We start from the raw sequence: 23,333 nt of genomic DNA on the forward strand, positions 1-23,333 counted from the left end.
AGGTGAAGATGGGGTGCTGATCGAATATTTACTTCATCAATTTAGATTTCCATGTAATCAAGGGGCTTGACATCGTAGGCAAACTCAATCTTGCGATTTAGTTTGCTGTCCACCAGCTCCCCTGAGAAACTGTCTGCAAAGACAAAATCATCGGTGAGCATTTTAAAGGTACCGGAATAGATCACTGTGCCGTCCAGGGGACCGTCTATTTTTTCTTTAACAAAGGTCATTAATTCAGACGGATTAAGAAGAAGGCCCAGCTCACCTTCCTGGTATAGTATGGTGTCTCCATCTTTTACCACCGAGCATCGCATGCTTAATGTGTCCCAGTGCTCTTTAATTTCTTCCAGGGGCCACACGGTTTTAGATGTGATATTGGGGCATATCTGTTTGGATCGGGGAATATGAAATTCTTCCAGATTACGATCGGTGTGGTCACTTCCCACGCCCACATACACTTCTGATTCATTTTTTATGAACAATACATACTCAAGTTCTCCGGAGGTTTCGTCGCCAAACACTTCCATGGCATCCTCCGTGGACAATGCACGGCTCACCACCGGATACAGGGTCGGGGTGCTGTCCGGTACTTCAATACCTTTTTCTGCAAGTTCTGTGAGATGGTGTCGTACTTCTTCCTGGTTTTTTCCTGTAAAACCGGCATTGACCATTTTGGTGTAGCTGAATTTCAACGGCCCGGTGCCTTCTTTGGTTTCAAGTGTAAGATCTATTTCCAATATTAATGTCCTCCCTGTGAAAAAGAGTTTATATGAAATACGCCGGAAATCAGGAGCGTATTTCAAGTTTCGTTGCGGGCAGAGCCGGATCAGCATACGGTCTGCCCATGGCAGTTATAACCATCGCATTCAGATCAATGGACGGTAAAATCTTTGTCCGGCGATTTCATGTTGAATAACTGCCACGGGCAGATCGTATTTTGATTCGGTTCCACCCACAACAAAGTATGAAAATATGTCCGGAGGTAAGGCTATCTTTTTGTTTCAATAGCCTGAACAACAAAATCAGGCTTGATATTGCCACCGTTCCCGGATAGATGGCAAAAACGTGGGAACGGCGGTTCATAAACGGGCCATGGGCTCAGGTCTATTTTTTATGATACCTGATCTCAAAGGTGACGCAGCCATTGGGGATTTTGTAGGGTCCGTGGAGCATTCCCGGAGGACGGCAGGCATAATATCCCGGTAGATAGGTCTCTTTTTTGGCGATGTCGGTGAGGGTACCTTCAATGAGAAGGACCTCTTCCCAGAATTCGTGGACCAGGGTTTCAGAGGTCTCAATGCCCGGAGGAAATTTTAACATTCGGGTATAATCCCCGGTTTCAGGGTCAAGACTTAAAATCTTTTCTTTGATACCCAATGTATCCCCTTCCACTGGTCTCCATTCATACTCGGTGTCGTAATCAATAAATTCTATTTCCGGTTTTGCCATGACAACCTTCCTTTATTGTTTAGATTTTATTATTTTAACGGCATCTTTGCTCTGGTCCAGGTGGACCCTCATCTGCAAAAGTGCCTCTTCAACATCTCGTTTTTTTATTGCCCCAAGGATATTGGCGTGTTCAAGAATGACTTTCTCCATTCGTCCCCGGGTGGTAAGTGCCCGAATGCCCATGAGTTGCAGGATATCTCTGATATTTTGAATGATTGATACCAGACGTTTGTTACCGGTCAGTTGGCTGATGGCCACGTGGAAGTCACGATCTATCTCCATGAAAGTGATGGGATTTTCCGCCTGGTTTAAAAGCTGTTTCTGCTTTTCAAGGCATTGTTCAATGCCGGAAAGATCGTCGGCGGTCCAGGTGCGGCATATCTTTTTCACCGATGCCAGTTCAATGAGATAACGAAGCTCAAAAATCTCTTCAATGTCTTTCCGGGTGAACTTGTTCACCACCACCCCTTTTCGGGGCAAAAAGGAGACCAGTCCCTGGGAAGAAAGTTCCAGCAACGCTTCCCTCACCGGGGTTCGGGATATCCCAAGCTGCTGGGCAAGCCCTTTTTCATTGTAAATCACATCGGACGTCAATTGGTTGGTCAGTATGGATCTGCGAAGGGCATCGTAGGCCATTTTTGTGAGAGGTACCGGTTTTTTTAATTCAGCCAATCCCTCTAAATCTGTCAGTACCATATCAGAGTTTGTCCTTTGTTAGCATGTTTAATGTGATATATTACATGTGTAATTAACCATGTCAAGTGATTTTAATTGCTTGTTCAAGTTTTTTATGGCTGATATATAGTGATACGCCCGGTGATGACCGGGTGGCGTTGCGTGATTTGTCTGTATAAGATAACGTAAGATGGAGCGATAAACTATTGATTTTAAACCATATTATGCTTTGTTCTGTGTCCGGTGACGGCTTATGTCTTGACACTATTTAAAGTTACGTGCAATATATTATATAAAAAATATTAAGATGAATCAGGAGCAAGATGGAATTAACTGAGTTAAATAAACCGGAACCGCTGGCCAAAATGGCATACAATGCCCTTCGTGGGTCAATTTTATCCAACACCCTTACCAGCGGTACAATTTATAATGAAAAAAATCTGGCCCAGCAGCTTGGGATATCCCGAACCCCGGTGAGAGAGGCACTGCTGGAGCTTTCTTCCCAGGGACTCATTGAGTTTCTCCCCCGAAAAGGGGTGGTGGTAAATAGTTTTAAACCCCAGGATATCAACGAGATTTTTGAACTTCGTCAAATTATTGAAACCCACACGTTTAAAATGGTGTGTACACAATCCGCCACAATTGATTTCACTGAAATTGACCAATGTCTTGCCGATCAACGCCGTATTGCCATGGAATCCGCTGATATTGCCAAATTCATGGAGATAGATCGTGCCTTTCACATGGCTTTTGCCCGGCAGACCGGAAACCGGCGCCTTATTGCCATCATGGATAACATCAGGGATATTCTTCACATCATGGGCAGCTATGCCCTTGTGGTTGAAGGGCGCATGAACCAGGTGGTGCTGGAACATGAAAATATTCTAAAAGCTGTTAAAGCAGGGGATGTTGACACCGCATTAACCCTTCTTTCAGATCATTTAAGTCAAAGTAAAGCTGCTGTCAGTCATCAAGCGGTTCCCCATTCCCGGTAATTTCCCATTATCATTTTTTTGTGGGCAACTGAATATGACCTGCCTGTGATCATCATGCATTTTCAATATTTGTTGCGGGTGGACCAAGGTCAGAACTTGGTCGCCCGTGGCAGTTACATTGATATCCATAAAGGAAAAAAATAAATGAAAAGTATTCCCGTTGAAAAGGCAGTTGGAATGATTCTGTGCCATGACATCACGGAGATTGTTCCTGATATCTTTAAAGGTCCTGCCTTTAAAAAGGGCCACGTAATTACGGCGGCAGATATTCCCCGTATGCTGGATATTGGAAAACGGCATATTTATGTGTCTGATTTTGAAGGTCGGGTACACGAAAACGATGCGGCCCGGCGCATTGCTTTGGCAGCCAGTGGAAGCGGTATTGAATTGACACAACCCGTGGAGGGGAAGGTCACCTTTGTGGCACAGCATCAAGGACTTTTAAAAATAAACGTTGAAGCCCTTGAAAAAATTAATGCCATTGATGAAGTGATGTTTGCAACGCTTCATACCCTCCAGACTGTTAAAGAAAAACAGGATCTGGCAGGTACACGCATTATTCCCCTGGCCATTGAAGATGAAAAAATAAAAGCAGTGGAAGAGATCTGCCGGACTCATTTTCCCATCATTGAAATAAAACCCTTTGCCCCGCTTAAGGTGGGAATGATCATCACCGGCAGCGAGGTGTTCAGTGGCAGAATAAAAGATAAATTCGGTCCGGTGGTAAAGAAAAAATTCAAGGATCTGGGAAGTGATGTGTTTCGTGAAATTCTGGTATCAGATGATCGTGAAATGACCGTTAACGCCATCCATGAGCTGGTGGCGGATGGTGCCCAGATGATTGCTCTCACCGGCGGTATGTCCGTTGATCCCGATGATCAGACCCCCGCTTCCATCCGTGCAGCCGGGGGAGATGTGGTCACCTATGGTGCGCCTGTGCTTCCGGGTGCCATGTTCATGATCTCTTTTCTTGACAAAATACCCGTCATTGGTCTTCCCGGGTGTGTCATGTACCACAGGGCCAGCATTTTTGATCTCATTGTGCCGCGGCTCCTGGCAGGGGAAAATGTGGATCGCATGACCATTGCAGGCATGGGCCATGGCGGTTATTGTTCCAATTGCAAAAATTGCAGATTTCCCATTTGTGGATTTGGGAAATAGAAATTTTATTCCATTTTCAACATTCGTTGTGTTTGTGAGGAGATGTCCGTTTTAGATGAAAAAGCCATGTCACCCGGGGTGACATGGCCTTTATTCGTTTATGTTATGATAATATGTTATTTCTCAGTTGGAAACTGTTCTTTATAAAGTTTTGCTGCCACCTGGGGACCCAGCCACAGGCTTGGCAGAAGAATAAAGCCAACGGGCACGGCCGTTACCACGATAAAAGACTGCAGGGCAGAGATGCCCCCCTGACCGATGGCCAGGAGTACGGCGGCCACAGCACCCATCATGATGGCCCAGAATACCCGCATTCCCGTTGGGGGATCATCTTCACCTGTGACGGCAATGGAGATGGTCAGGGCCATGGAATCGCCGGTGGTGGTGAGAAATATCACAATGAGCACCAGAAACGCCGGTACCATGATAAAGGACAATGGCAGCTGCTGGACAATGGCAAGAAGGGCAGCTGGCAGACCGGCATCACTCAAAGCCTTGGACACAGAGCCGGGGTTGGCAAGCTCATAAAAAATGCCTGAGCCGCCCAGTACGGAAAACCAGAAATTGGTGACGATGGGCGCAATGACACCCACGGCCATTACGATTTCACGAATGGAGCGTCCCCGGGAAATTCGGGAGATGAACACAGCCATCATGGGACCGTATCCCAGAAACCATCCCCAGAAAAAAACCGTCCACCAGCCAAGCCAGCCCGTATCCCCACGGTAAAGGGTCAACAGGGGAAATTCTTTGATATAGGTACCAAACCCCGTAAGAAAGGAGTCCATGATAAATCCGCCGGGTCCCAGAATCAGAATAATGGCGATGAGGATAATGGTGAGAATGACGTTGAACCGACTTAATATTTGAATACCTTTTTGAAGGCCGCTGACAGCGGAAATGGTGTAGATGATCACAAGACCGATGATGATGCACAGCTGGGTCATGTAAACATCGGGAATACCAAAAAGCTGCTGAAGGGAAAAACTCAGCTGCAATCCCAGAAAACCGATGGGACCGATGGTGCCGGCGGCCACGGCAATGATGGACGCGGCATCCACGGCAACCCCCAGTCCGTTGTTCATGATTTTTTCACCGAAAAGGGGATAGAGAAGGGCTCTTGGTTTTAACTCCACCCCTTTGTGGTAATGGCTGTACATCAGCACAACAGCGCTTAAGGTGCCAAGGATGGCCCAGGCAAGAAAACCCCAGTGAAGATAACTTTGGGCCAGGGCCGGTGCCACAGCAGCTTTTGTTGCAGATTCAACGCCCTGGAAAAGCGGGGGCGTGGAAGTGAAGTGATACATGGGCTCAGCTGCTGACCAAAATACGCCGCCGCCGGCAAGCAGGGTACACATGATGATGGCGATCCAGCGAAATGTGCTCATTTCCGGTTCGTCAATTTTGCCCAGTTTGATGCTGCCGTATTTGGTGCATGCCAGTACAACGCTGATCAAAAATGTCAGCAGTAACAGCACCTGCCAGTAGGCTCCAAAGTATTTACATGAAAAACCAAAGGATTTATTGACCATTCCCGATACAAAATCAATGTTTACAAGGGCTGCCACGACAAATGCCAGCACAATGCCCCCACTCCATCCAAACACGGGCCAGTCAATGCCCGTTGATGTAGTTTTTTGTTCGTTTGCCACTGTTACCTCCTTATATTGGGTTCAATATTTTTTTGACCATAACAATTTTTTTGTCAGGGATCAAAAGCAGTAAGTTTTCAATAATCCGGGGTGTTCAAAGCTTTTTAAAGCTTTGATCGCCGCTGGGTATTCAAAAAAACACTGAATACCCGGATTTCTTGAGAATTTACCAAAAGTAATCATGATTTACTGAAATGATTCATTCTAAAAGGACGCATTGGGGGTAAATATTCGGTCACTACCCCATCTTTACCTGTTTTGGCAATAGTTATGCTACGCAGTCCCAAACAGGCAAATATGTGACATTGCCCAAACATTTACATTCCCAGGCAGAATATTTACGAATATTTACCGTTTTAAATATTAATTCTTAATGGTTTAGATTAGTTAATTTCAAACCTGTGCTTGCTCTACAATGGTATCAATCTCTTTTTCCGCAGATGGGGAGAGGCGATTTTCAGGTGTTTTCTGGATCATCTCCAGCATGCGTTCCCGGGCCACCGTATAAATATCTTTGGCACCGTCCTGTTCCCAGAGATCCCAGTTGCGGCGTTCCAGCAGGCCGGGAAGCCACAGCTCTTTTCTAAAATTTTGAAAGGTGTGGGGCTGGGCCAGAAAGTTACCGCCGGGTCCCACATTTTTCATGACATCCATGGCAATGGTTGACGTATCCACCACAAGTTCTCTTGTGGCGCGCTTGATGCCCGCCATGCAGTCATCACAGAAAACAAGATCTGCAAAGTCCACCACCATGTCCATATCCAGCTGCATGGAGTCCAGGAGATCCGCAGCCATGCCCCCCATGGTTCCGATCATGCCTGTTTCAAAACCTGCCTGGGCATCCATCACCTTGGCATCCCTCAATAGAGACGGCATGCGAACGGGAAGATCAAAATGACGGCCCATCTGGGACATGGCCACCTTAAGAATGCCAAATTCCGGGCATGCCATGGATATGTTACCGGTTTTCATGTCAATACCCCGGGCAAAGCTGGTATAGATAATGGGACAGCCGGGATTCACAAGCTGGGAGATCACGATGCATGCCAGGATCTCCGCATGGGCCTGGGCAACGGTCCCGGCAATGGTGATGGGAGAGGAGGTGCCCAGTATGGGACCGGAACTGACGATGGAGGGGATATTCCATTTGTTCATTTCCACCAGGGAGTCAAGGGTTTCCGTGCTGATGCCAAAGGGGGGCAGGGTCAGTACCCATCCGGATATAAAGGGACGTTTACGAAATTCAGCTTCTCCCCCCACGGCAATGGAAGCCATTTTTGCGGCATCCTGAACACATTTTGCACCAAACATTCCGCCGGTGATGTGCTTTGTGGTATTTTTAATGGTGGTGGCCCAGGTATACCAGTCGTTATAGGCTCCGGGAACTTCCTGGGGGGTTACCAGTCCGCCGTTTACAGTTACGTTTTCAAGCTGGTCTGCCATGCGGGTGAGAACGGCAAGATCTTCATTGGTGGCGGGTCGTTTTTCTTGTGTGAGGGGGTCCATGACGTTCACCGCCATGGTCATGCAGGCAAGGCCGGGTTCGTGCTTGTTAAAGGTGACATCCTGTGATGGATCACGTGCATAGAGCACCACTTCATTTCGCTTAGGAACGGTGGCAAGGGCCGACTCAACCATTTTTTCCGGTATTTTTACGATATCATTGTCCACGATTTCTGCACCGGCACTTTTTAAGAGCGCCAATGTTTCTTTGTGGGGCATTTTCATACCGATTTCCCTGAGCATTAAAAGGGATTGGTTATGAATATAAAGGATTTCCTCTTGCGACAAGTAGCTTATGGAAGGTTTCATAACGGTTGCTCCGTTGCTTATATTTTATTGTTGGAAAATCATTTGTCGTCTTTTCATTTTTTTATAAACCCATATGCCCCGGTGGACACAACGAATATTGAAAATAGTATTATACCGCCGCCCCCCGACGGACAATGGGTCCAGACCGGAACTGGACACAGCTCAATTGTCCGGTTCCTATTGCCCGGGGGGCTTAGGTTGCCTTGGAGGCTGCATTGTATATAAACCGCCACGGGCGAATCGTATTCTGGCCTCGTTCCATCCACAAAAAAAGGCAAAAATATTCCCCGGGTCTGCGGAGTATTCCATATAAACTGCCATGGGGCAAACCTTATTCTGACCCGATTTTGCCCACAACCAAGCTTGAAATAGGCCCCTGTTCTGCGGAGCAGTTCCTATACCATTGGGGAAAAGAACTTGAAAAATTGTACTGTCTGGCCATCTCCAATCTAAAACTTGGTGATATATTATATTCATTAGTGATATATTACATACATACACTCTGTCAAGGCAATTTTATAAAAAAAAATAGAAAATCAAGTCAGGATAAGAGCCAGTGCCGGGAATTTAATTAACAGCATAATCATTAAAACAATTGCCACCACAAAGGGAACAATCCACACAATAATATCTCTAATACTCCCACCTGCACGAACTCCCTGGGTGACATATAAATTTAACCCCACAGGGGGCGTAATCAATGCCATTTCAACCAAAAGAATCATCACCACACCAAACCAGATGGGATCGTATCCCAGGCTTACAATGATGGGGTGAACCACAGGAATGGTTAATGCCATCATGGAGAGGGTTTCAATAAAAACCCCCAGAATGATGTACATGCAGATAATGGCAAACAGTGTGTTGGATGGCGAAAAACCAAGGGCGTCAATGAAATCTGTAATTTGTTTGGTGACCCCAAGGGAGAGAAAAATAAAATTTAAAAAGTATGCGGCAAATAAGATCAGCATTATCATACCGGTGGTTCTTACGGTACCTTCGGTGGCCTCAACAAATGTTTTCCAATTTAATTTTTTGTAATAAGCGGTGATGGCGGTTGAAACAAGCACCCCCAGGGCTGCTGATTCTGTGGGTGTTGCAAGTCCTGTATAAATGGAGCCCAGTACAACAATAAAAACCATGAAAATGGGAATCAGGTCTTTAAGGCTTTCCAGACGTTCTGCCATGGTGGCTTTTGTACTGTCGCTGCCTATGGAAGGGTTGAGAATACAGACCACAAAGATAATGACCATGAAAAGAACGGCAAGAAGGACACCGGGAACAATTCCGGCCACGAATAATTTTGGAATGGAGGTGTTGGTCAAGAAACCGTATACAATGAGATTTATTGAAGGGGGAATTAAAATACCCAAGGTTCCCCCGGCGGCAATGGATGCTGCAAAAAAGCCTTCATTGTATCCAAATCGTCTGCATTCGGGAAATGAGATGGTTCCCATGGTGGCAGCGGTGGCCACACTTGAGCCTGATGTGGCTGCAAATATAGCCGAGGATGCAATATTGGCGTGTAAAAGCCCCCCCGGTAACCATGACAACCATTTATCCATGGCTCTGTATGTTCTCTGGGCAATTCCCGATTTCACCAGGAGCTGTCCCAGCATTATATATAGTGGAATGGCAAAAAGGTTGTAATTTGAGCTGACATTCCAGATAACCTCTCCCATGGCTCGATGAAAGGGCAGGGTTGAAAATGTCTTTGTCAGTACAAAACCCAGGTTCCCCATTGCCGCTCCCACCGTCATACTGGCAAGTAAAAACAGAATCAATACGGTAAGCGTAACAATCCAAATCATTTTTTGTTCTCTCCCTGATCTTGAGCTTTTTTAATATCAATTCCGCTTTCTTCTTTGATCTCTTCATCCAGAACCGGGCAACCTGCAAAATCAGCAATTTCTTTAAATTGTCGCTGCCAGGACATTTTCAGAAGTATCACCGTAAACACAATAACCACGATGAAAAAGAACAAAATTCCCGAGAACCAGAATATCTGGGGTATCCACATGGGGGTCTGAAGGGGGGTGTTGGCCCTGGAGAGCCTTATTATTGATGTTTTCAGGGTTTTGAATGTGTAATACGTCATGGGGGATACAAATGCGGCAAGGGCCAGAAAAGAGATCACATCAAGAAGTCGCTGGAGCCCCAACGACAGTTTTGTGTATAAAAAATCAATTCGGATGTGTCCTTTTTTGATGAGCGTATAGGACAGTGACCATGCGCATATGATGGCAAATGTATATGCGGATAATTCGTCAGCCCCCTTGGTTGAAACGGAAAAAAATTTTCTTAAAACAACCTCAAGGGCAATGAACAAAGACATACCCATCAACAAAAAACCGCATACAATGACAGAGCCATGCGACACTTTTTCAAGATTTTTTACAATTCCCATCATAAATGTCCTTTTTACGCTTCTTAGAACTGCAAATGAAATAACCTGGGCAGAAATAGCGCAGACCAATCTATTTCTGATAACCGCCACATTCGGACTTTGCAAAGCATGTGTGGGGTAATGGGGGGCCAATAATGAACTGAGGCTCTTGCATAGTCCCCATTACCCTGTTGCAGCACAAACAACTCAATTTGTCATTTGTACATTATTTTTTAGGCACTGCCTTTAATCCAACCACCTTTCCAATGGTGTTGTTCCAGCGTTCAGCTGCTTTTGGGCCCACCTGTTCAGCATATTTGGGCAGGACATAATCTTCTAATATTTTTTTGGAAAGGGCCACGTCTTCATCAGAAACGGCAATGGCCTTCATCTGGGCGGTTGTTCCTTTAAATGCGCCGGTGGCGGTGAGTCGTTCAATGCCTTCTGTGGTTTCTGCTTCGGCCACGGCCCAGGCCGGTTTAATCACACTTTTTTCATACATTTCCATGAACATTTTCTGTTTTTCATCCCCAAGTCCATTCCAGGTGTCCATGTTCATGACGGCTGCCATGAGGGCCCAACCGCCAACAGGAATGGGTTGTAAAAATTCGGTGACCTCACCCCATCCGGCATTATAACCAGGCAAACTCCCGGCAATGGCAGCATCAATAACGCCGCGATTCAATGCTTGAACAACTTCTGAAAATTCTGTAGTAACACCGGTTGCCCCCAGTGCATCCAGAAACGCCGCTGTTGTCCAACCACTGCCGCGCACCTTTTTTCCCTTGAGATCTGCAAGGCCGTTTATGGGGACTTTGGAAAAAACCATCTGGGCGGGAAAAGGTGTAATACCCAGTAATTTTACATTGAAACAGCGTTTAAAAGCCTCCTCCATAACCGGTGTATACGCCTGGACCACCTTATTTGCGGTTTCCAGATTCCATGACAATGCCGGCATATCCAGGCCTGCCAGCTCTGGGCAATCGGAAACAATATAATTGGTTAAGGTGTGGCCCACATCAAAAATACCATTGTCCATCTGTCGTAACAAACCAACACCGTTGACGTTGATCTGCCCCAGGGTGGAAACAATTTCCGCAGTCAGTTTACCATCGGTTTGGTCTTTAATGCCCTGGGACCAGAAAGGGCCTTCAATATTTTTATGAATGGAAAGAAAACCCCAGCTCCCCACCACTCTGAAATGTTCGCCAAATGCCGGTATGGTGAAAAATAAAATCAATAAACCTGCCAAAAAAGTTTTAATCGATTTTCCCATTTTTCTTCTCCTTTTTTAAAATGTGTACCCCGTTTAATGCCCTTGGTGGAGCAGGCACTGCTTTTTTCATGCTTTGCTGTGGGAAGACGGAGTGACGTAGGTCTGCAGCACAGCATTTCTACTTTGTTGTAAATGATAGTTCATCAAGACCCTGGATTCCATGATCATACCCTGTCGAACAGCGTGCAGCAGCATTTTGTGTTCATTGACCACTGCATCCATACGTCCCCTGAGTTCCACTGCGTGTAAGCCCATGAGATGCATGAAATCTCTGATGTTCTGCATGATAATTTCAATGCGGCTGTTATTTGTCAGTTTACCCAGAGCCACATGGAATGAGCGATCAAGTTTCACAAACTTACTGTGGGCTTTATCCGCTGCTGCACGGCACTGGGATGTCAGAATGTCGTCCAGGGTATTAAATTCAAGGAGTGAAGATGTTTGAGAGATTTTTTCCACCGTTGCAAGTTCAATGGCACTGCGGATTTCAAATATTTCTTCAATATCTTTTCTGGAAAATGTTTTAACAATAAATCCCTTACGCGGCAGCAGAGATATCAGTCCCTGGGAAGATAACTCTAAAAGGGCTTCCCGTACAGGAGTTCGTGAAATGCCCAGGTTTTTCGCTATATGAACTTCATAGTATATTTCGTCGATTTTAATGTCACCGGACAAAATGGATCGTCGGATGGCATTGTAAGCCATTTTTGAAAGGGATTCCGGTTGATTTAAAGGCGTAACGTTCAGCATGGGTTTTCCTTGCCGGTTTGTAACTGCCGCAGGCAGAATTATTTTTATCCCGTTCTACCCACAACAAAGCTTAAAATACATTCCTGATCTGCGACGTGTTTCATATAAACGGGCATGTACTGTCGGACACAACAAATATAGGGTCGTAGACGCGGAGCCAAATGGTATTATACCGCCGCCCCTCCCCTTAGATAAACTTGGAGACAGCCTTTTCTTCCAATCTGGAGATAAGCGGGCCTTTAAGGCAATATTAAGGCTCTCTAATTTTTAATGCTTTATGAATGTGATATATTACACACAATATGCCTGTCAAGTGTTTTTTTGTCTTGATAGTTATAAAAACATTGTTTTTCAAACGGATTTAAATTATTAAATTATTAATTGTGTCAATGGTAGCGGTGTTTTTGATGTAAAACTCAATACCTACGAGTCCTCCTTAAATTAAAGATTCAAAAGGAAGCCCCCCGGCGCAGAGTTACCGGTATGATCTGTATGCCGATGTGCGTTCATGGCAGAGATAAGGCCATGGTGCCTGATTTAGGAATGGGTCTTAAATAACGTACCCATTTCAGAATACAGATCTGTTGAACCACGGAACATGTAGATTTTAAGATGGGAATGTTATTTCGTGCTTATCCCTTCAATAAGGATGTGATATGCTGATAATCGGTCATAGAGGGTCTGCCGGAACATCACCGGAAAACACCCTTAAGTCTTTTGAAGAAGCGGTATTGTCCGGGGCAGATGCCCTGGAACTGGATGTCCAGGTTTGCAAAACAGGCGAGCCGGTTGTCATACATGACATGCGGGTGGATCGCACCACAAATGGCCATGGATTGGTTTCCGGGATGAGTTTATCTCAACTGCGTTTCCTTGATGCCGGAGATAAAGAAAAAATTCCCACCCTTGGGGAGGTGCTTGATCTGGTGGATAATCGCATTGACATTCACATTGAATTAAAAAGTGCAGGGACCGGTGAAAAAACAGCAGAGCTTTTGAACCGATATGTTCAAAAGGGAAAGTATACCTTTGATGATTTTGTGATCAGTTCCTTTAATCATCATGAGCTGCTCAATTTTAGAAAATTCAATAAACAGTGCCGTCTGGCAGCCCTGATGGCCCACACACCGTTGGATTATGCAGATGTTATCCCGGCGGATAAATTGGATCTTTGGGCATTGAATTTGAAAATTGATAATACCACTTCTGAATTTGTCCGGTCTGCACATGAAAAGGGGTATAAATTTTTAGTATTCACCGTGAATGAGCTGGAAGATGGAAGGTATTTAAAAGATATGGGGGTGGACGGGGTTTTTACCAATTTTCCGGCAAGGTTTGTTAAATCTCTTTGAGTTTTGGAAACTGGAGCAGGGCAATAATCCATGAACAAGGCAATATCTGGTTGTTTTGTCGCTTTTGGTATTCTGTGGCAAAGCTGGTTTGTGTGATTTAATTTTTGTTGCGGGCGGACCAAGATTAAAATAACTGCCATGGGCAGGCCTTCTTTTGATCTGGCTCTGCCCACAACGACGTTTGAAATATTTCCTGATTTGCGGAGTATTTCAAATAAATGGCCGCCCGTGGCGCTTATCATAACAATGTAGTATTGATTAATTTACCATACGATTGTGGCCTTCCCACTCCTTTTCCCGAAGTTTGAATTTTTGAATCTTACCGGTGGCTGTTTTGGGCAGTTCGCCAAATTCAATGTATTTGGGGGCCTTGAAACGGGCAAGGTTTTTTTTGCAAAATGCAATGAGGGCTTCAGGTTCAGTTTTCGCACCTGCCTGGGTGACCACAAATGCCTTGGGCACTTCCCCCCATTTGGGATCAGGTACCGGAATCACTGCCACTTCAAGCACATCAGGGTGGTTGTAAAGGGTGTTTTCTATTTCAACGGTGGAGATGTTTTCGCCACCGCTGATAATGATATCTTTTTTCCGATCCATGATCTGGATATAATTGTCCGGATGCATCACCGCAAGGTCCCCGCTGTGGAACCAGCCCCCCCGGAAGGCTTCTTCTGTGGCATCGGGGTCTTTATAGTATCCAAGCATGACATTGTTGCCCCGCATGACAATTTCGCCCATGGTTTTTCCATCCCGGGGAACCGGTTCCATGGTGGCTGAATCCACCACATCCATGTATTTGGCAACGATCATGGGCACCCCTTGACGGGCCTTTAGCTGGGCTTTTTCCATGGAGGGAAGTTCATCCCATTTGGTTTGCCATTGGCAGACACTGTGGGGGCCAAACACTTCTGTGAGGCCGTAGGTCTGCATGATGGTGGCGCCGATGCCTTCCATGTTCTGGATGATGGCCGGGGCCGGGGGGGCTCCTGCTGTCATGATTTCCAAACCATCTTCCAGGGTTAAATTATTCTCCTTGGCATACACAGACATGCCAATAAGAATGGTGGGGGCCGCGCATAAATGGGTGACCCCTTCTGATTGGATGATTTCATAAATTTCCTGGGGAATTACCTTGCGCAGACAGACGTGGGTGGCACCCATGGCAGTGATGCCCCAGGTAAAACACCAGCCATTGCAGTGAAACATGGGAAGGGTCCACAAATAGAGGGATTCCGGTCTGATTTTAAATTCCAGAAGTTCACCCAGGGCATTCATGTACGCGCCGCGATGGTGGTACATGACTCCCTTGGGTTTTCCCGTGGTACCGCTGGTGTAGTTGATGGTAATGACATCCCTTTCATCGGTGATGTCAATGTCCAGGGGGGCATCTGAGCCTGTGGTAAGAAATGTTTCGTAATCCGGCCCGTCCAGAGGGATATTGTCATCCACATCGCAGATATTGACATAGGTTTTCACCTTGGGCAGTGACGATTGAATGGAGGCCACCATTTCTCCGAATTCATTGTCAACGAAAATGGCCTTTGCATCGGAATGATCAACTATATATGATACTTCAGGGGCAGAAAGTCTGATATTAACGCTCACCAGTGCCGCCCCAATCATGGGGACGGCAAAATGGGCTTCCAGCATGGGGGGGGTGTTGGGACAGATAAAAGCTACCTTATCCCCTTTGCCGATGTTGTTCTTTTTCAAGGCACTGGCCAGACGAAACACCCTTTTCTGAAATTCCAGATAAGTATAGCGCTGTTCTCCGTATATGACAGCTAACTTGTCTGGAAAAACTTCAGCACTTCTGTTGAGAAATTTGACGGGGCTGAGCAGATCAAGATTTACGTTTTGTTCAGGCATGTTTTTGTCCCTTTTTCTGGGGCGATTTCAATTTTGCAGCACCGGTTATCCAGGTATCTGAACCGGAATGCCACCTGTTGGAATCGCGATCCTTGTTGTGGTTGAGGTGCAATGACTCAAAACTTCAGGCCTGTCTGTTTTTTATTAGAAAATAAAACTTTTGGCCAATCTCAGCAGAGCCCCACCGAGGGGCAATAGGAACCGGCCAATTGGGCCGTATACGGTTCCGGGCACATTGCTCCTCGGGGGGGCGGCATGATGGCATTTTCAATATTCGTTGTGTCCGGCAGGACATGTCCGTTATAACGAAAATACTGTGATGTACGATTTCTGTGATGGGGCGTTGGCTAAATTTTCTGGATTTCCATTGCCATGGACAGGTCAAACAAGCTCACTGGACCTCAGCTAATAAATTCAATTTTTTTTGAACGTTTTTATATCTAACAACAGGATGCAATGGTTTCAATCGGTTATTGTCCGGTATTTTAACTGGTGGAGATCTGACGGGTCATAGGTGCTTAACCTACTTTTGGATGCAGGGGAGTGGGGGATGGGTTGTGGGCTGGGCATTGGGGTATGAGTAGCCTCGGTTACGGCCCCTATTTTTTAATTTTACCGGACCAGTGGACGGCAAATTTCACAAGCTCTGTGTAGTGCTTGAGATGAAATTTTTCTTTAATATTTTCACGATGGCTGCCAACGGTTTTGATGCTTAAGTTGAGACGCTGGGCGATTTCCCGGGATTCGAGACCGTCTCCTATGAGCCGGAAAACTTCAAGTTCCCTGTTGGTTAATATATCCAGGGACAACTTGGTGTCGGGCTTTCTGGCAGATACCAGACGGTTAAATACTTTATTTTTAATCTGGGGGCTGGCATAGATATCCCCGGACAACACCTGACGGATGGCACTGACAACCTGTTCAATGGCCCTTTGTTTCATGATATATCCCCGGGCACCGGCAATCAGGGCTCTTTCTGCATACAAAGATTCATCATACATGGAAAGCATCAGCACCGGCAGGTTCGGATATTCCCTGGCAATGGTTTCCAGCAGATCAATGCCGTTGCTCTCCCTTAATGAAATATCAAGAATCACCAGATCCGGCTGTTTTTTTTGGATGGCACCCCATGCACCGGCTGCGGTATCTTCACTGGCACACACCTCCAGGTCCGGCTCCTTGTTGATCAGCTCTGCCATGCCAAGGCAGAAGATGGGATGATCATCCACAATCATGATGGTAACGCCCTCTTTTAAGCGGGAATTCATGGAACAAGATCCTCCTGTTATTCTTGGATAATGGATACCTTATAGTAAATATGGGGCACTGCCAAACATTTACATTATCAAACCGAATATTTATATTTTATACATACTTTGATTTTAGACCCGCCGGGGGTTGTTTTAATTTCAAATCCCCCATCAATTATTTTTGCCCTGTATGCCATGATCTGCAACCCTATTCCCTTTGTGGGGCCGGTGGTTTTTATCCACTTGCCGTTGTCTTCAATCCATAAATGCACAAATCCGTTTTTTTTGAACAATGAAATTTCAATGCAGTTGCCGCCGGAGTGTTTCACCGCATTGTTCACCGCCTCCCTTGCAATGTGGTAAAGGTGGGTTGCCACGTTGTTATCTTCACATATCACGGTTTCACTGGTTTTAAAGCCAATTTTTATCCCCGGTGTATATTTAAAGGTATTTACGATCTGTTCCAGTGCATTCTGAAGCCCATGGGCCACCAGGTGGACTGGGCACAGCCCCCTTGCCATGGTCTGGGTTTTGGAGATGGCATCTTCCATGAGCATTACGATCTTTTCGGCAAGGGCCGCAGAGCCGTGGGATTGTTGGGCCAGGTCATTTTTCACCACCGTGGCCAACCCTGCCACCCCGATGAGATGGGGACAAAGGTCATCGTGAAGATCTTGTCCTATTTTTTGACGCTCCCGGTCACCGGCATGGAGCAGTTGTTTTTCCAGTTGTTTGGACTTGGTGATGTCCCGGTGTATGATGATGCTGCCGGAAAGATCTCCGTTGCGATCCCGGGTGGGGGCCCCGCTGATGCTGACATAAACTGTTTGACCGTCCTTTGCATACCGTCGGGTTTCAATATTATTAATGGCCCGGCCTGCAATGATTTCATTGATCATCATCTGGGTTTCACTCCAATTGTCCTCTGGAACAAAATGGTCCATTCTCAATCCGATGCACTCCTCCAGGGGCCATCCAAAAACCTTTGTAAAAACAGGATTAATGTAAAGGACATCCCCCTCTTTGTTATAGGTGATAATGGGGTCCGGGGCTGCTTCCATGAGCAGGAAATATCTTTGCTGACTCTCTTTCTGGGCTTCCTGGGCCATGCGTCGCTCCTTTATTTGATTCTGGAGATTGTCATGGTAGGTTTCCAGCTGTTCCATGGAGCGGTTGAAATAACTGGTCAGTTGTCCGATTTCATCGGTGGATTCGGTGACCATGCGTACACTGAAATCTCCTCCACGGACACTTTCAAACCGTTCCATAAGTTCATAAAGGGGCGTGGTAATGGATGCGCAGATTTTAAAAATGATGGGAAGCATGAGCATGAGAAAGGCGAAAAAGATGCCAAAAATGCAGTTGCGCAGGGTTTCAAGGGGACGGTAAAATTCTTTTAAATAGCAGGAGGACGCCACAAACCATTGATATTCAGGAATATAGTTGAATATCACCAGCTTTTGCCTGGCAACGGATTCATCGAGATTTTTCCAATAGTAAATTAATTTACCCTTTTTCTTTTCCTTCATATACTCAAAGCATTCATTGGAAAGCTCTTTGGTGTTAAGGATGTTAATGTCCTGGAGCTTGGGATGAATAATGGCATTGCCAAGATTATCAATAACAAAAGAGTACCCGGTTTCCCCGAATTTAAGGGACAGAATACTTTTCTGGAAATCATCCACATTGATCAACTTGTTAAATTCCGTTCGGTAGGCGGTGACGGAGATAATCCAGTCCCAGGGCTCAAAGTAAACCATGTAAAGGGCCTTTGGTCGGGAGTTCGTTTCTCCGGGATTTTTCCAGTCATATTCAAGATACCCCCGGGGGGATGTCATCTGCCGGGTCACAAATGCATGGTGGGCCACATTGGCACCAAGCAGGGCCGTTCTGGGGTGGGTGAGTACCGTGCCCGTGCTGTCAACACAATAGATATATCCCGAGGTACCAATGGTCTGACTTAGAAGTATCTTGGCTGCCTTTTTCTTTGCCTGGGATGTGCTCAGGGTGTTTTCAAGGGTCTGGCGGTATATATTGGCAATGATTTCCTTATTTTTTTCCGCCACGGCCCGCAAATAATTTTTTATGGAAACCGTTGCAGAGGTTTTCACCATGCTGTGAATCATCTGGGTGGTGTTGTTTAGTTCACTTTCAATGTTTTCTTCAATATTCTTTTTAAGAAAAAAATACACCACAAGGCAGCACAGGAGCATGAACAAAAAGAAGATTGTGGAAAAACTGATTAGAAATTTATAACGGATTTTAAGGGATATGAATATTTTTTTCAGGCGTTGAAACCATTGATCGGTGATGATGCCCCCTTTCCCATGGTGGATATGAATGCCCACACACAGTTTCTTGTAACATACATGGCTGTGAAAACCAGCCAAAACGGAAATTGAAACTCTCATGGTTCCATATTGTGGGACAGAGTTTCATCAAAATTGCCACGATCAGATTTTGTTTTGATTCGGGACTGCACAACAAAGATTTAAAAAATATCAGATCTAACATGATTTTTTTATAGAACTGCCACGGGCAGAGCGTATTCTGGTCCGGCTCTGCCCACAACAAAGCTTGAAATATTTCCACAGATTTGCGGAGTGTTTCATATAAAACGATCATGTCCTGAGAGACTGAAAATGGTGTTGTGCCGTGCCCGGGGAACTCCTGAAAGAGCCCTCGAGCGGAAAAATTAATTACTGGTTCTGGTAAAGAAGGTTGCCTTTACTGTCTTTAATGTCAACGCTGATAACCGGCTTGCCGTCCAGGCAATGGGTGGCGCAGCTGATTCAGGGGTCATAGGCGCGCACCGCCATCTCTATTTTGTTCAGTGAGCCTTCATCATATTCGCCTTTTTTGATGAGAAGTCTGGCTGCCTGGTTAACGCTCATGTTGATGGGGCCAAGGTTGTGGGTGGTTCCCACAATCATGTTGGCCCGGGTGATGAGACCGTTGTCATCGGTGGAATAATCATGGATCAACGTGCCCCGGGGGGCCTCCACACAGCCCACACCCCGTCCGGCTTTGGGCTCTGTTTTGGCCCTTACATTGGGATCTGTGATGTCCGGGTGTTCCAGGATCTCAATGGCCCGCTCACAGGCATAGATCTCTTCAATGAGTCTTGCATAGTGATAGAGCAGGGTGGCCTGGGCCGGTCTGCCAAACTGATCCCGAAATTCTTCCAGCTCTGCCTGGGCCCGGGGGGTGGCAATGCTGTCTGCCACATTGATGCGGGCCAGGGTGTTGGCCCGGTACATCCCTTTGGGATTGTCCAGATCCATGGAAAAACCCTCATCCCACACCTTGGCATAGGGAAATTTCCCATAGGAGTGATCCACCACCTTTTCGGCAATGTAATCGGCATAATCCTCCGGTGCAAATTCCACATGGGAGGTGTCCGGCTTCATGAGCCTGAGCTTACCGTGGTAAAGATTCAAGGCCCCTTCATCGTCCACAGTACCGATGAATCCCGTGTTGATCACCCCAAGGGAGGTGATGGTATCAATGTATTTGGGGAAAATATCCTTTTTGGCAAAATCCATGGTGAACAATGCAAAATCAAGGATCTGGCGCATTTTGCCAAGTATATCTTTTCTCTCTTCCTCCAGAAGGGGCTTGGCAAATCCACCGGGTACCCCGGCCACAGGATGGATGGTTTTTCTGGAAAATTTATCCAGAATCATTTTTGCCATCTGCCGCATTTTCACCACCTGGCCTGCCAGCTCCGGGTTGGCCTTTACAATGCCGATGACATTGCGAACGGCATAGTCACTGTCCGGTCCGATGACAAAATCTGCAGCTGCCAGAAAAAAGAAGTGCAGCAGCTTGTCTTCGGCATGGGAAATGGTCTGCATCAGTTCCCGCAGTTTGTGGCCCGTGGGGGTGGGGGTAACCCCGAAACAGCCGTCCACAGCCTTGTTGGAGGCCAGGTGATGCATCCAGGGACAGATGCCGCAGATGCGGTTCACAATGCGGGGAAGCTCTTCTGCCGGTTTTCCCTCCACAAATTTTTCAAATCCCCTCAGGGACATTATATTTACCCTGGCATCGGCCACATCGCCCTGGTCATCCAGTTCAATGCTGATGGATGCATGTCCTTCAATGCGGGTGACAGGTTGTATATTGATCACTTTACCCATGGATCAACTCTCCTTTTTTTTAAATCCCGGGCGGAGCATGCCGTGTCCTCCGGAAAATCTCAGTAATGATACACTTTCAGGCAATGAGCCAATGTTAATGCCGTTGGATGCCAGGGCATTGAGCATGTCAAGGCGCTGGTTGCCGTTGTGTCGCACCGGGCCATAACATCCCCGGCAGGGTACCCGGGCTGAAATGCACCGGGGCAGGACCCCGTCTCCGCCGCATCCCCCCCGGGTGACAGGCCCCATGCAAAGGTAGCCCTGTTCCAAAAGGCATTGCATCTTATCCAGGGGTTCGTCGGCGCTGCCATACTCCGGTGCTTCCAGGAACCGTTTTATTTTGGTGATTTTACCCTTGCCTCCCCGGATGGTGGGGCAGGTGTCGCACACTGATTTTTCGGGAAGCTTTATTTCATCCCCCTGCACCAGAGCCACCAGGGCCTTGAAAATGTGATCCGGATGGGGGGGGCAGCCGGGAAGATAAATATCCACCTTGATTTTTTCATCCACGGCGTGGCAGGCATCCAACAGGGCCGGGATCTCTTTGTCAGGATACCCTTTTCCATCATCGTCCGTGGTTTCCGTGTGGTAATACCGGTCCATTAAGTCTTCATTGGTGTAGGAGTTGGAAAGGGCAGGAATACCGCCATGGGTGGCGCAGGTGCCAAGGGCGATGATGATGTTGCATTGTTCCCTCATTTTTTTGGCCACTTCCAGGTGTTCTTCATTGCGGATACTGCCGCTGATAATACCCACATCCGCCTTGGGGATATCCAGATGGGTGCCGTCCCCCAGCTGGCCGAAATATTTATTGTCCATGAGGGCGGGAAGGTGGACAATGTCCGCCACTTTCAGCACATCCAGCAGTCGCTCTCCCATGTCAATGATGGAAATTTCACACCCTGAACATGAGTTGAGCCATTCACTTGCAACTTTTACAGTCATTTTATATCTCCTGCATTATATGTTCACCCGGACCGGTCGCTTTTGCATGTCGTATCTTGCATGTCTGGCTTTTTTCTTTTTCTGGGCCGAGGCGCGTCTCACGGCCTGCAGGGCCTTGGTGGCAAACTCATTGTCATCTTTGATGCTGTACTGCTCCAGGGCGTTACGATCCCTGGCATCGGCCAGAACGGCCCGGCCAAGGGGGGTGCGACTGATCACCGTGGTCCATCCTTTTTGGGCACCAAGGCCCCCAAAGGAGATGTCTGCAAATTCCGCAGAATAGTCCTGGCAATAGGTGCAGGCGTATCGTTTTATGGAGGACATCTGTTCCATGGAAATGGTTTTTTCTTCACCGGATTTCAGGGTGACCAGTAAGCGGTCTTTCAGGTTTATTTTAACGGCATCCTCCCAGGAAAACCCCCCGGCCTCTGCCAGTTGTTGCCGCTCTTTTTCCCCAAAGGTGAAATTACCCGAGCAGAACAGACCAAAGCAGAACTGGATGGCATCCGAGGGCACCAGGTTCATGGCCTGCATTTTTCTGATGGATTTAATCTGGCAGGGGGTTCCCACCAATGCCACCCGGTTGAGTTTTTTCCTCACCATGGGGTCAAATTCCTGGATGCTTGCATAGGTCATATACTGGTCGCTGAATTGCTGCATGCCATGGGAGGTGTCAAAAAAAAGACCGGCAGAGTTGAGGATCTCTTCCCGGGTGGTGGCAAGGTGGGGTTCTCTTTGGAATTTTCCCACAGGCCGGGTGACAATGGCACCGTCAATGCGGTTGCGATCAAAAAGATGAAGCAAAAGGGCGGTGACGGCCCCTCCATCTGTGGCGTTTTCCCTCACCGGGGCCACGGCCGCACGTACCACAGTGGTTTCAATGACCCGGCCCATGGGTTCACTCCATGCGGCTATTCGGCGGGTATCTTCTTCAAGATCATTTATTTCCGGGCATATGGAGTAGCAGAGACCGCATTCAATGCATTTTTCCATATCGGCATATATGGGCTTTCCGTTGCTGTCAATTTTCAATGCGCCATAGTTAATGGCGGTGCAGAATGTTGCACAGCCGCCGCAACGATGACACAGCCCTTTTTTTTGTACATCCTGGACAAGGTTGAAAAAGGTTTTCATGTTGTCTCCTTGGGTTCTGGGATCATCGTTAATTTATCTGTTCTTTGGCAATGTTGTCAACGGCAGGATCTGGGGGCCCAGCTGTTCAATGGTCTGGGTGAACTGTGTGACAAGTTTTGCAAACCGAGGGGCTTCTGCCGAGGAGACCCACTCCAGGGCAAAACGTTGGGGATCAATGCCGCTGTCTTCCAGAACAGTTCTGATCACATGGGCTCTGGCCGCTGCTTTGGTATTACCATCCAGGTAATGACATTCGCCCAGGTGTCAGCCCATGACAATGACGCCATCTGCTCCTTTGTGAAAGGCATCTGTCACCAGATTGGGGTGGACCATGCCGGAACACATCACCCGCACCGGACGCATATTAGGAGGATATTGCAGCCGGGATACCCCTGCCAGATCGCCTCCGGCATAGGCACACCAATTACACAAAAAACCGATAATCACCGGTTCAAAATGTCTACTCATTGTTCTTTCCTTATTTT

The 23,333-nt window shown here is 46.9% G+C and carries 21 protein-coding genes; 4 read left to right on the forward strand and 17 right to left on the reverse strand.

What is annotated here, in order from left to right; all coding sequences use genetic code 11:
* Nucleotides 1-41: 41 nt before the first annotated feature.
* Complete coding sequence (locus B9A32_RS07440) at nucleotides 42-737, reverse strand: DUF2848 family protein (protein WP_170923748.1); 696 nt, start codon at nucleotides 735-737, stop codon at nucleotides 42-44.
* Nucleotides 738-769: 32 nt separating this feature from the next.
* Here B9A32_RS07440 and B9A32_RS21320 point away from each other — a divergent pair, with 32 nt between their 5' ends.
* On the forward strand, nucleotides 770-916 hold the full coding sequence (locus tag B9A32_RS21320) for a hypothetical protein (protein ID WP_170923749.1): 147 nt from the start codon (nucleotides 770-772) through the stop codon (nucleotides 914-916).
* A 188-nt stretch (nucleotides 917-1,104) separates the two neighbouring features.
* Here B9A32_RS21320 and B9A32_RS07445 read toward each other — a convergent pair whose 3' ends face one another.
* Nucleotides 1,105-1,449 carry a cupin domain-containing protein gene (locus tag B9A32_RS07445; protein WP_084068080.1) on the reverse strand — a complete coding sequence of 115 codons (345 nt, stop codon included), beginning with the start codon at nucleotides 1,447-1,449 and terminating at the stop codon, nucleotides 1,105-1,107.
* A gap of 12 nt (nucleotides 1,450-1,461) precedes the next feature.
* Nucleotides 1,462-2,145, reverse strand: coding sequence for a GntR family transcriptional regulator (locus B9A32_RS07450; RefSeq protein WP_084068081.1), 684 nt, complete (start codon nucleotides 2,143-2,145; stop codon nucleotides 1,462-1,464).
* A 302-nt stretch (nucleotides 2,146-2,447) separates the two neighbouring features.
* Between B9A32_RS07450 and B9A32_RS07455 the strand changes: the two genes are divergently transcribed.
* Nucleotides 2,448-3,119, forward strand: coding sequence for a GntR family transcriptional regulator (locus B9A32_RS07455; RefSeq protein ID WP_084068082.1), 672 nt, complete (start codon nucleotides 2,448-2,450; stop codon nucleotides 3,117-3,119).
* A 144-nt stretch (nucleotides 3,120-3,263) separates the two neighbouring features.
* Nucleotides 3,264-4,280, forward strand: coding sequence for a molybdopterin-binding protein (locus tag B9A32_RS07460; protein ID WP_084068083.1), 1,017 nt, complete (start codon nucleotides 3,264-3,266; stop codon nucleotides 4,278-4,280).
* Between the two features lie 116 nt (nucleotides 4,281-4,396).
* Here the strand turns inward: B9A32_RS07460 and B9A32_RS07465 are convergent, their stop codons facing one another.
* From B9A32_RS07465 to B9A32_RS07495, 7 genes are all read right to left on the reverse strand, one after another.
* The gene (locus tag B9A32_RS07465; RefSeq protein WP_212637853.1) at nucleotides 4,397-5,932 is read right to left on the reverse strand and encodes a BCCT family transporter; all 1,536 of its coding nucleotides are present in this window, start codon (nucleotides 5,930-5,932) and stop codon (nucleotides 4,397-4,399) included.
* A 393-nt stretch (nucleotides 5,933-6,325) separates the two neighbouring features.
* Complete coding sequence (locus B9A32_RS07470) at nucleotides 6,326-7,744, reverse strand: trimethylamine methyltransferase family protein (protein ID WP_084068084.1); 1,419 nt, start codon at nucleotides 7,742-7,744, stop codon at nucleotides 6,326-6,328.
* A gap of 177 nt (nucleotides 7,745-7,921) precedes the next feature.
* Nucleotides 7,922-8,053, reverse strand: a complete 132-nt coding sequence (locus B9A32_RS22305; RefSeq protein WP_269749005.1) for a hypothetical protein — start codon at nucleotides 8,051-8,053, stop codon at nucleotides 7,922-7,924.
* A 227-nt stretch (nucleotides 8,054-8,280) separates the two neighbouring features.
* Complete coding sequence (locus tag B9A32_RS07480) at nucleotides 8,281-9,555, reverse strand: TRAP transporter large permease (RefSeq protein ID WP_084068090.1); 1,275 nt, start codon at nucleotides 9,553-9,555, stop codon at nucleotides 8,281-8,283.
* On the reverse strand, nucleotides 9,552-10,154 hold the full coding sequence (locus B9A32_RS07485) for a TRAP transporter small permease subunit (RefSeq protein WP_084068092.1): 603 nt from the start codon (nucleotides 10,152-10,154) through the stop codon (nucleotides 9,552-9,554). The genes B9A32_RS07480 and B9A32_RS07485 overlap by 4 nt, the downstream gene beginning before the upstream one ends.
* Nucleotides 10,155-10,356: 202 nt before the next feature.
* Nucleotides 10,357-11,406, reverse strand: a complete 1,050-nt coding sequence (locus tag B9A32_RS07490; protein WP_084068095.1) for a TRAP transporter substrate-binding protein — start codon at nucleotides 11,404-11,406, stop codon at nucleotides 10,357-10,359.
* A 66-nt stretch (nucleotides 11,407-11,472) separates the two neighbouring features.
* Complete coding sequence (locus B9A32_RS07495) at nucleotides 11,473-12,156, reverse strand: GntR family transcriptional regulator (protein WP_084068098.1); 684 nt, start codon at nucleotides 12,154-12,156, stop codon at nucleotides 11,473-11,475.
* A 656-nt stretch (nucleotides 12,157-12,812) separates the two neighbouring features.
* Here B9A32_RS07495 and B9A32_RS07505 point away from each other — a divergent pair.
* Nucleotides 12,813-13,508 carry a glycerophosphodiester phosphodiesterase gene (locus tag B9A32_RS07505; protein WP_084068103.1) on the forward strand — a complete coding sequence of 232 codons (696 nt, stop codon included), beginning with the start codon at nucleotides 12,813-12,815 and terminating at the stop codon, nucleotides 13,506-13,508.
* A gap of 258 nt (nucleotides 13,509-13,766) precedes the next feature.
* Here B9A32_RS07505 and B9A32_RS07510 read toward each other — a convergent pair whose 3' ends face one another.
* The 7 genes from B9A32_RS07510 to B9A32_RS21060 form a co-directional block, all read right to left on the reverse strand.
* The gene (locus B9A32_RS07510; RefSeq protein WP_084068106.1) at nucleotides 13,767-15,377 is read right to left on the reverse strand and encodes an acyl--CoA ligase family protein; all 1,611 of its coding nucleotides are present in this window, start codon (nucleotides 15,375-15,377) and stop codon (nucleotides 13,767-13,769) included.
* Nucleotides 15,378-15,976: 599 nt separating this feature from the next.
* Nucleotides 15,977-16,645, reverse strand: a complete 669-nt coding sequence (locus B9A32_RS07515) for a response regulator transcription factor (protein WP_084068109.1) — start codon at nucleotides 16,643-16,645, stop codon at nucleotides 15,977-15,979.
* Between the two features lie 77 nt (nucleotides 16,646-16,722).
* On the reverse strand, nucleotides 16,723-18,975 hold the full coding sequence (locus B9A32_RS07520) for a cache domain-containing protein (protein ID WP_232367077.1): 2,253 nt from the start codon (nucleotides 18,973-18,975) through the stop codon (nucleotides 16,723-16,725).
* A gap of 444 nt (nucleotides 18,976-19,419) precedes the next feature.
* Nucleotides 19,420-20,769, reverse strand: coding sequence for a Ni/Fe hydrogenase subunit alpha (locus tag B9A32_RS07525; protein WP_212637854.1), 1,350 nt, complete (start codon nucleotides 20,767-20,769; stop codon nucleotides 19,420-19,422).
* A 3-nt stretch (nucleotides 20,770-20,772) separates the two neighbouring features.
* On the reverse strand, nucleotides 20,773-21,714 hold the full coding sequence (locus B9A32_RS07530; RefSeq protein WP_084068117.1) for an NADH-quinone oxidoreductase subunit B family protein: 942 nt from the start codon (nucleotides 21,712-21,714) through the stop codon (nucleotides 20,773-20,775).
* 15 nt (nucleotides 21,715-21,729) lie between these two features.
* On the reverse strand, nucleotides 21,730-22,848 hold the full coding sequence (locus B9A32_RS07535; RefSeq protein ID WP_084068119.1) for a Coenzyme F420 hydrogenase/dehydrogenase, beta subunit C-terminal domain: 1,119 nt from the start codon (nucleotides 22,846-22,848) through the stop codon (nucleotides 21,730-21,732).
* Nucleotides 22,849-22,881: 33 nt separating this feature from the next.
* On the reverse strand, nucleotides 22,882-23,316 hold the full coding sequence (locus B9A32_RS21060) for a hydrogenase iron-sulfur subunit (protein ID WP_170923750.1): 435 nt from the start codon (nucleotides 23,314-23,316) through the stop codon (nucleotides 22,882-22,884).
* Nucleotides 23,317-23,333: the final 17 nt, after the last annotated feature.

The sequence above is a fragment of the Desulfocicer vacuolatum DSM 3385 genome, from assembly GCF_900176365.1.
Classification (GTDB): domain Bacteria; phylum Desulfobacterota; class Desulfobacteria; order Desulfobacterales; family Desulfobacteraceae; genus Desulfocicer; species Desulfocicer vacuolatum.